Raw genomic sequence first — 7709 nt, 5'->3', positions numbered from 1 at the left:
ACAAAGAGGCTGATCTCGCGCTCCTGGGCGATAAGGCTCGAATCCCGGCTGGCGATGGCCGGATCGAGGCGCAGAAATTCGCCCTCCATTTCCTCGGCCGCCAGCCAAATGGACAACATTTCCAAGGCGTACAGGGCCTCGGACGCGAGATGATCCCCAAGCGGGCAGCGGGAACCAGCGGGAACGAACAGTGCGTACAGGCGGAGCCAGACTTCCTCGCGCACGAAGCTGACCCACAACGGGTCGCCGGGGTCGTCGAACAACCGCTGGAAAAGAGCCTGGGCGCTGGATTCCACGGGCGGCTCGGGCAAAATCCGGGCATGCAGGCGCCGCGACAGTTCCGCGCCAAAACCACGCCGGGGAAGAATGCCGGTTCCACTGTACAGGGGCAAAAAACGCAGCCCGTTCATGAAAAGGCAGAGCTTGCCCCGCACGACATCAAGGATCTCGGGCCGGGCGAACAACGCCGCCTCCAGGCGAAGCACCTTTTCCTCCACCTCCCCACCCAAATCCGGGCCCACGGGACGAAGCCACGCGACAAGGCGATCCAAAATCGCCTCGCCCTGCTCCAGCGTCGCCAGATCATTAAGCAGGCTGTCTAAATTTTCGATGTTCATGCTGGTCCCCCTTGAAATGCGCCCAGATCACGGACGCGGGCCGCTCTCATTCCCACATAACGGCATACCCGGTTCGAGGTGGACGCGGCAAGAATCGGAAACGCGCCATCACCCGCCATCTATCAACAATCCCGACGCATGAAGACGTTTCGCATCACAATTTCAAATTGGATTATTCGCGCGGACCCAGGCATCCACTCACGGTGACAAGCAATACAACCGGCTGATTCGCCACCCATTGCCGGGCAGCCCGCATGCCCCAAGGATGCCTCATGATTTTCTCGTGCCTCGATTTTTTTGAAAAATTCAGCGAACGCAGTCTCGCGGACCTGGAAACGGCCCGCGACCAAGGAAAACCCATCGCCGGGATCTATTGCATCTACGCGCCCGCGGAAATCATCCGCGCCGCCGGGGCCATTCCCGTCGGATTATGCGGCAAACGCCAGGCCCCGATCCAGGCGGCCGAGGCCGTTCTGCCGGCCAGCCTGTGCCCCTTGATCCTCTCCAGCTACGGCTACGCCGCGACCGAGACCTGTCCGTTTTTCAGCGCCTCGGATTTTGTCATCGCCGAAACAACCTGCGACGGAAAAAAGAAGATGTACGAGTTTCTGGAGCGGATCAAACCGCTGCATCTCATGCATTTGCCCTATGCCCAAGACCTGCCCGCGATGCTTGATTCCTGGCGGACCGAAGTCGGGCGCCTGGCGTCCTTTCTGGCCGAGCACGGCGGAGTTCCCGTGACCGAGGAACGCCTGCGGGACGAAATCCGGACCCAAAACGCCATCCGCGCGCTGCTCTGGGACATCGTGCGCGTCAACGCCGCCGGGCCGCCGATCCTGACCGGCCAACAACTTTTACCCGTGCTCGAAAGCAAGGGCTTCATGGTTGAAGCCGAGCCGTATCTGGCGGCCCTTGGCGCCTTGCATGAGGCCTTGCTGGCAACGCGGGCGGACGTTCCCGCGAAAGCGGACAAGCGGCCGCGCATCCTGCTGACCGGCACGCCAGTGGGCAAGGGATCGCACAAAGTTTTGCAGCTCATCGAGGACAGCGGGGCCGTGGTCGTGGCCCAGGACAATTGCAGCGGCATCAAGGGCCTGGACAAGCCCGTCGAAACCACGGGCGACCTGTTGACCAACGTGGCCCGGCGCTATCTGGACATTCCCTGCGCCTGCATGAGCCCCAATCCCGGACGGAGGGAGGCTATCGCCTCCTTGAGCCGCGACTTCCGGACGCACGGCGTGATCGACCTGACCTGGCAGGGTTGCCATGGGTTCAACGTCGAATCCCGCATTGTCCGCGAGGAATGCGATCGACTGGGCCTGCCCTTCCTGCACATCGAAACCGCCTATTCCGAATCCGACACCGAACAACTCCGGACCCGTATCGAGGCGTTTCTGGAGGGCCTCTTCGAATTCGATCTGTAACGCAATGCCGCATTAAAACGGTCTGAACCGCCGCGTTTCCTGCGGTCGTGCGCAATGCGGGGGTTCCGTGTCGCGTCGTTGCGAGGAGTCTTCGACGAAGCAATCCAGGCCTTTTCAACATACCGCCTTGATATGAAAATGGACGAACCTTTTACCCTTCAAGGAGACGTGCATGACGCACCTGATTGCCAAGGCCGCGCGGCGGACCCGCCTCTTGGGGCTGTTCCTGGCCGCGACACTGATTTTTTCCGCCGCCCAGGTCACGGCCGAGGACAAGCTGCCGGTTCTGAACGTGGGCTACATCTTCACCACCCACCACACCCCGCTCATCGCGGCCATGGCCAAAAACGAGAATTTTCGCGAGTTCGGCGTTCATCTGCGCCCGGTCGTGGACAAGCTCAAGTATGAACTCATGGACGGCGACACGCCCCTGGCCCTGCTCAACATCATCGTCAACAAAAGCGGCGCCGAAACCACGACCATGTTCGCCCAGGGGTCCATGGACATCGCCCTGGCCTCGGGCACGGCCATCATGGCCGGTATCGATCAGGGCACGAACATGAAAATCCTGTGCCCGACCCACGTCGACGGCATGGGTCTGGTCTTCCCGCCCGCCAGCACCCTCAAGGGATGGGATGACGTGGCCGCGCATATCCAGGCCTCGGAGCAACCGGTCAAAATCGGCTATCACTCCCCGACCAGCGCTCCGCGCATCGTCATCGAGGGCGCTCTGCGGCAGGCCGGGTTCACGGTCACCCAGAACGCCGGCCAGGCCGATGCCGACGTCCTGCTGGTCGATCTGAAAGACACCTCCAATTTCATCCCGGCCCTGACCAGCGGCCAGGTGGATGCCTGGGTCGGCCCCGCGCCCCATCCCGAAGTCTCGGAGATGAAAAAGGTCGGGCACATCGCCCTGGACCTGCGCGATCTGCCGCCCGCCGGGGCATGGCACAATTTCCCGTGCTGCGTTCTGGCCGCCCGGACCGAAATCATCGACGCCCATCCCGAGGTGCTGCGCAAGCTCGTCGCGCTGATGGCCAAGAGCGGCGACTGGTGCAACGCCCACAAGGCCGAGGAAGGGAAACTTCTTAACGGCTGGACCGGTTCTCCGGCCGAGGCCGTGGAAAAATCGACCATTGTTTACACCACGGCGGCCACGGACAACTGGATGCGCGGTCAGGCCACCTATCTGGACATGCTCAATACCATGAACAAGTTCCGGGGCCGCCTCAAGGGCAAGACCATGGACGAGGCGCGGGATTTGCTTTTCGACCTGCGCTTTGTGAACGCCAACTAACCACTACGGCCGACCCCACGCGGCGTCGGCCGTATTTTGGAAGTGCGCATGAACCGTTTCTCCCATCACGCATTGTCCCTGGCTGCCTTTTTGCTCCTGCTGATCATCTGGGCCTGGGCCGCGTCCGCCATCCAAAACGCCGTTATCCTGCCGTCCGTGGAACAGGTCGCGACCGTGCTGGCCCACCCCAACGACGATCTGCTCAGCATGGGCTCCCTGCTGACCAACATCGGCGTCAGTCTGGTGCGCGTCCTTCTCGGCTACAGCGTGGCCGTGCTCATTGCCGTCCCCCTTGGCATCGTCATGGGCTATTCCATGACCATGCACACCATGCTTGGAGACTTCCTCAATCTTTTCCGTCCCATCCCGCCCCTGGCCTGGGTGCCTCTGGTCATGGCCTGGTTCGGCATCGCCAGTCTGGCCGATCTTTTTGGGATCGATCGCGGGCCGTGGTTCATCACGCTCAATAATTTCAAATACTCCATGATTTTCATTATCTTCATCGGCGCGTTTTTTCCGGTGCTGACCAGCAGCATCCACGGCGTGCGCAACGTGAACCGCGTCTTTATCGACACGGCGCGGGTTTTGGGTGCCAGCCGCTTCGACATCTTCCGCAAAATCCTTCTTCCCGCCGCGCTGCCGTCCATGGTCAACGGCATGCGCATCGGCCTGGGCATTGCCTGGATGTGCCTGGTTTCCGCCGAAATGCTTCCCGGCAGCATCTCCGGCGTGGGCTACCTGATCACCCACGCCTACACCATGGCCTCCACGGATATCGTCATTGCCGGCATGTTCAGCATCGGCCTGACCGGCGCGATCATGGATTGGCTGTTCCGGCGCGTCGAGCGACGGCGCTTTTCCTGGCAACGGCTGGCGAGGTAGGCCATGACGCCCATCCTTCATCTTCATGAAATCAACAAAGCCTTCACCACGCAACGCGGGCAAAGCGTCGCGGCCGTGAAGCAGGCCAATCTGCACGTACGGCGCGGAGAATTTGTCTGCATTGTCGGACCGTCGGGGTGTGGCAAATCCACCTTGCTGCGCATTCTGTCCGGGCTGGAGCGGGCCGACAGCGGCCGCGCCCTGTTCGACGGCCAGCCCATCGACATTCCACGACGGGACGTGGGCATGGTGTTTCAGGAGTATTCGGTCCTGCCGTGGCGCACTGTGCGGGACAATGTCGCCCTGGGACTGGAGTTTTCGCGAGAAAAAAAGGCGACGCGGCGGGACCTGGTCAGGCAGTACCTCGATGTGGTCGGCATGGGCGCCTTTGCCGAGGCGTTTCCGCACGAGCTCTCCGGTGGCATGCGCCAGCGCGTGGCCATTGCCCGCGCCCTGGCCACGGACCCGCACGTATTGCTCATGGACGAACCGTTCGGCGCCCTGGACGCGCACACCCGCATCCTGATGCAAAAGGAACTGCTGCGCATCTGGCGGAAAACAGGAAAAACCGTGGTCCTGGTCACGCACAGCGTGGACGAGGCCCTGTACCTGGCGCAAAGGATCGTGGTCATGACGGCCAGACCGGGCACGGTCCGGGCGGAAATCGAAGTGCCCCTGGAACATCCCCGCAACCGCGCCCATCCGCTCTACGGAAAATACACGGCCGAAATCCTGGACATGCTGGAAGAAGAAGTCGTCGGGGCGGGTGTATTCTGATCGTCCTGGCGCACCGCGCCCCGGCTACGTCAAATTTCCACCGCCCACTCTTGGCCCTGGTATCACGATAGCCAATACTCTACCCAAAAAAGGATACTGATTATCAATTTGTCTTTCGTTGGTGTCTTTCCTACATCCTTGAATGAAAACTTTCCGGCTTTCGCGAAACGCCGGTCATGAGAATCCGTCGCTTTGACCGGCGTCTATTCACCCGGCGGAACAAAGGAGACAGCACCATGGAAGAAATACAACCACGCATGCCTTTGCTGGGGGATCAGTTTCCGGAACTCAACGTGCAGACAACGCACGGCCCGATGAAGCTTCCGGCGGACCTGAAAGGGAATTGGTTTGTCTTTTTCAGCCATCCCGCGGACTTCACGCCCGTATGCACCACGGAATTCGTGGCCTTTCAAAAACGCATCGCCGAATTCGACGCGCTCAATTGCAAACTGATTGGCATGTCCGTCGATCAGATTTTCTCGCACATCAAATGGGTGCAGTGGATCAAAGCCGAGCTGAACGTGGAAATCACGTTCCCCATTGTCGCGGCCAACGACGCCGTGGCCATGAAACTTGGCATGCTTCATCCCGGCAAGGGCAGCAACACGGTCCGGGCCGTCTTCATCGTTGATCCGGAAGGGAAGGTCCGCCTGATCATGTACTATCCGCAGGAAATCGGACGGAATATGGATGAAATCGTGCGGGCCGTGAAAGCGTTGCAAACGTCCGACAAGCAGGGCGCCATTCCTGCGGGTTGGCCCAACAACGAGCTCATCGGCGACCGAATCATCGTTCCGCCGGCGACCAATGAGAAGGACGCCCAAAAACGCCTGGAGGACTACGACGGCTTTGATTGGTGGTTTTGCCACAAGCCGCTCAAATAGCTCCCACTCCCCGACAAGTTTGCGGCGTGGCCAGCCCGGCCACGCCCACCCCAAGCTCCCCGTCCCGTTCCTCCTAGAGCAACTCCGCCAGCTCGCACAGCGACAAGCCCGAACCACCAAGGGCTTCCGGTCCAAGGCGGCCGTGAATCCGGCCATCCCGCAGGACGAGCATTCCGTCGGCCAACCGGGCCGCGAATTCCAATCCGTGCGACACAACCACCAGCGTGTAGCGGCCTTTCAAGCCCGCCAAAAGATCCTCAATGCCCTGGGCCGCCTTGCTGTCCAGGGACGCGGTCGGTTCGTCCAGCAGCAACACGCTCGGTTGCATGGCCAGGGCGCGGGCCAAGCAAAGACGCTGCTGCTGGCCGCCCGAAAGCGTGCGCGCGTCCGTATCGAGGCGGTCCGACACTTCGCGCCAGAGGCGGACTTCCTCCAGGGCCAAACGCGCGGCATGGCGCGCGTCGCGGCGCGGCACGCCATGCACGGAGACCAACGGCATGACGATATTGTTCTCGATGCTCATGGGCAGCACGTTGGGATGCTGGAAGACCATCCCCACCCGACGGCGCAACTCCGGCAGGGGGATCTCATCCGCGTAGGGCCGGACCACGCGGCCGTCGAGGCGCAACACAATGTCTCCGGTTGTCGTGCAACCGGGAAAACATTCGTTCAAACGGTTGAAAACACGCAGCAGCGTTGTTTTTCCCGCACCGGACCGGCCCACGATGCAGGTCGCGCTCCCGTGGGCGATTTCAAGACTGATCCCGGACAAAACCTCGCGGCCATCCAGGGTCACGCCTACGTCGCGCAGGGCAAACAGTGGCTCTAGCGTACCCATGTCTTCTCCATCCCTGCCCGCGCCAAACGCGCGCAGCCAAACAGCAGCACCGTCAGCACGAGCAGGGTCAGGGCCGCGCCAAAGCCTTTGTCCAACTCGGCCCGGCTCTGGTGCTGGGCGGCCAGATAATAGATGGCAAAGGGCAGGGCCTCGAACTTTTCCATGAGTCCCCGGGGCAGACCGCCGCTGGCCACCACGCCGGTCAGCAGAATGACGGCGGTATCTTCGGCGGCGCGTCCCATGGACAGCACCACGCCGCCGAGCAGTCCCTTGCTTGCGGCCGGCAGCAGGATGCGGCGCAGGCTTTGCCACGTGGTCATGCCCAGACTCGGGCCCAGCAGACGCAGCGCCTCGGGCAGATTGTCCAGGGCCTGGGCCGTGGCGTTGATGGTGTAGGGCAAAACGAGCAGGGCGAGGCACACGGCCGAAAGCAGCAGACAGGTGTTGGCCTGGGGCGCGATGGTGTGCCGCAGAAAAATGATCAGGGAGAATCCGAACAGGCCCATGACAATAGACGGCACCCCGGCCAGGGCATTGGCCGAGAAACGCAGGGCCTGGGCCCACGAACCGCGCGCATATTGGGACAGGGCGATGCCGCCGCCGATGCCGATGGGAACGGCCATGCACGTGGTCAGCACGACCAGGGCCAGGGTTCCGGCGCAGGCGGCGAAGAGCCCATCCCAGACGGGTTCCCTCCCAAGCATGGCCCCCATGACGGACGCATCACCGAAAAAGAGCCGTGCGTCCAGAACCGGCAGGCCACGGGAAATCAGAAAGACAACCAAGGCGGCAATGGCCGTCAGCACCACGGCGCTGGACACCAACGACCACGCGGCAACGCACGCTCGGCCCAGGGGGCGCGCGGCCAGGAACGAAAGCGCGGTCAGGCTTCGGTTCCCCAACGGTTTGCCCGCCTTGCCGCCGACCCTTATGACCATCTGCGCGGCCAGGCTCACGCCAAACAGGATCAATCCGCAGGCAAACAGGGAA

8 protein-coding genes are annotated in these 7709 nt (G+C 62.0%); 5 read left to right on the top strand and 3 right to left on the bottom strand.

Annotation, left to right across the window (positions count from 1 at the left end):
• On the bottom strand, positions 1–617 hold a 617-nt coding region (locus EOL86_10400), incomplete at its 3' end, for a recombinase (protein ID NCD25981.1).
• Positions 618–889: 272 nt separating this feature from the next.
• Between EOL86_10400 and EOL86_10395 the strand changes: the two genes are divergently transcribed.
• The 5 genes from EOL86_10395 to EOL86_10375 all read left to right on the top strand — a co-directional run bounded on the left by EOL86_10395 (position 890) and on the right by EOL86_10375 (position 5881).
• A complete protein-coding gene (locus tag EOL86_10395; GenBank protein ID NCD25980.1) occupies positions 890–2041 on the top strand; it encodes a 2-hydroxyacyl-CoA dehydratase in 1152 nt (383 codons plus the stop codon).
• A gap of 172 nt (positions 2042–2213) precedes the next feature.
• Positions 2214–3338: an ABC transporter substrate-binding protein gene (locus EOL86_10390; protein ID NCD25979.1), complete on the top strand. Its 1125-nt coding sequence runs from the start codon at positions 2214–2216 to the stop codon at positions 3336–3338.
• A gap of 48 nt (positions 3339–3386) precedes the next feature.
• Positions 3387–4220 (top strand): ABC transporter permease, encoded by an 834-nt coding sequence (locus EOL86_10385; GenBank protein ID NCD25978.1) that lies wholly within the window; start codon positions 3387–3389, stop codon positions 4218–4220.
• Positions 4221–4223: 3 nt separating this feature from the next.
• Positions 4224–4997, top strand: coding sequence for an ABC transporter ATP-binding protein (locus EOL86_10380; GenBank protein ID NCD25977.1), 774 nt, complete (start codon positions 4224–4226; stop codon positions 4995–4997).
• A 236-nt stretch (positions 4998–5233) separates the two neighbouring features.
• Positions 5234–5881, top strand: a complete 648-nt coding sequence (locus EOL86_10375; protein ID NCD25976.1) for a peroxiredoxin — start codon at positions 5234–5236, stop codon at positions 5879–5881.
• A 73-nt stretch (positions 5882–5954) separates the two neighbouring features.
• Here the strand turns inward: EOL86_10375 and EOL86_10370 are convergent, their stop codons facing one another.
• Together EOL86_10370 and EOL86_10365 are read right to left on the bottom strand one after the other, a co-directional pair.
• Positions 5955–6719: a phosphate ABC transporter ATP-binding protein gene (locus tag EOL86_10370; protein ID NCD25975.1), complete on the bottom strand. Its 765-nt coding sequence runs from the start codon at positions 6717–6719 to the stop codon at positions 5955–5957.
• Positions 6707–7657 carry an ABC transporter permease subunit gene (locus EOL86_10365; GenBank protein NCD25974.1) on the bottom strand — a complete coding sequence of 317 codons (951 nt, stop codon included), beginning with the start codon at positions 7655–7657 and terminating at the stop codon, positions 6707–6709. Before EOL86_10365 ends, EOL86_10370 begins: the two co-directional genes overlap by 13 nt.
• Positions 7658–7709: the final 52 nt, after the last annotated feature.

This window comes from Deltaproteobacteria bacterium, assembly GCA_009930495.1.
Lineage (GTDB): Bacteria > Desulfobacterota > Desulfovibrionia > Desulfovibrionales > Desulfomicrobiaceae > Desulfomicrobium.
This window is presented reverse-complemented; position numbering and strand designations above follow the sequence as displayed.

Excerpts from the sequence above, each read along its gene's own strand:
- EOL86_10395 (NCD25980.1), top strand. The coding sequence starts at position 890 with ATGATTTTCTCGTGCCTCGATTTTTTTGAAAAATTCAGCGAACGCAGT.
- EOL86_10390 (NCD25979.1), top strand. The coding sequence starts at position 2,214 with ATGACGCACCTGATTGCCAAGGCCGCGCGGCGGACCCGCCTCTTGGGG.
- EOL86_10385 (NCD25978.1), top strand. The coding sequence starts at position 3,387 with ATGAACCGTTTCTCCCATCACGCATTGTCCCTGGCTGCCTTTTTGCTC.
- EOL86_10380 (NCD25977.1), top strand. The coding sequence starts at position 4,224 with ATGACGCCCATCCTTCATCTTCATGAAATCAACAAAGCCTTCACCACG.
- EOL86_10375 (NCD25976.1), top strand. The coding sequence starts at position 5,234 with ATGGAAGAAATACAACCACGCATGCCTTTGCTGGGGGATCAGTTTCCG.
- EOL86_10370 (NCD25975.1), bottom strand. The coding sequence starts at position 6,719 with ATGGGTACGCTAGAGCCACTGTTTGCCCTGCGCGACGTAGGCGTGACC.
- EOL86_10365 (NCD25974.1), bottom strand. The coding sequence starts at position 7,657 with ATGGTCATAAGGGTCGGCGGCAAGGCGGGCAAACCGTTGGGGAACCGA.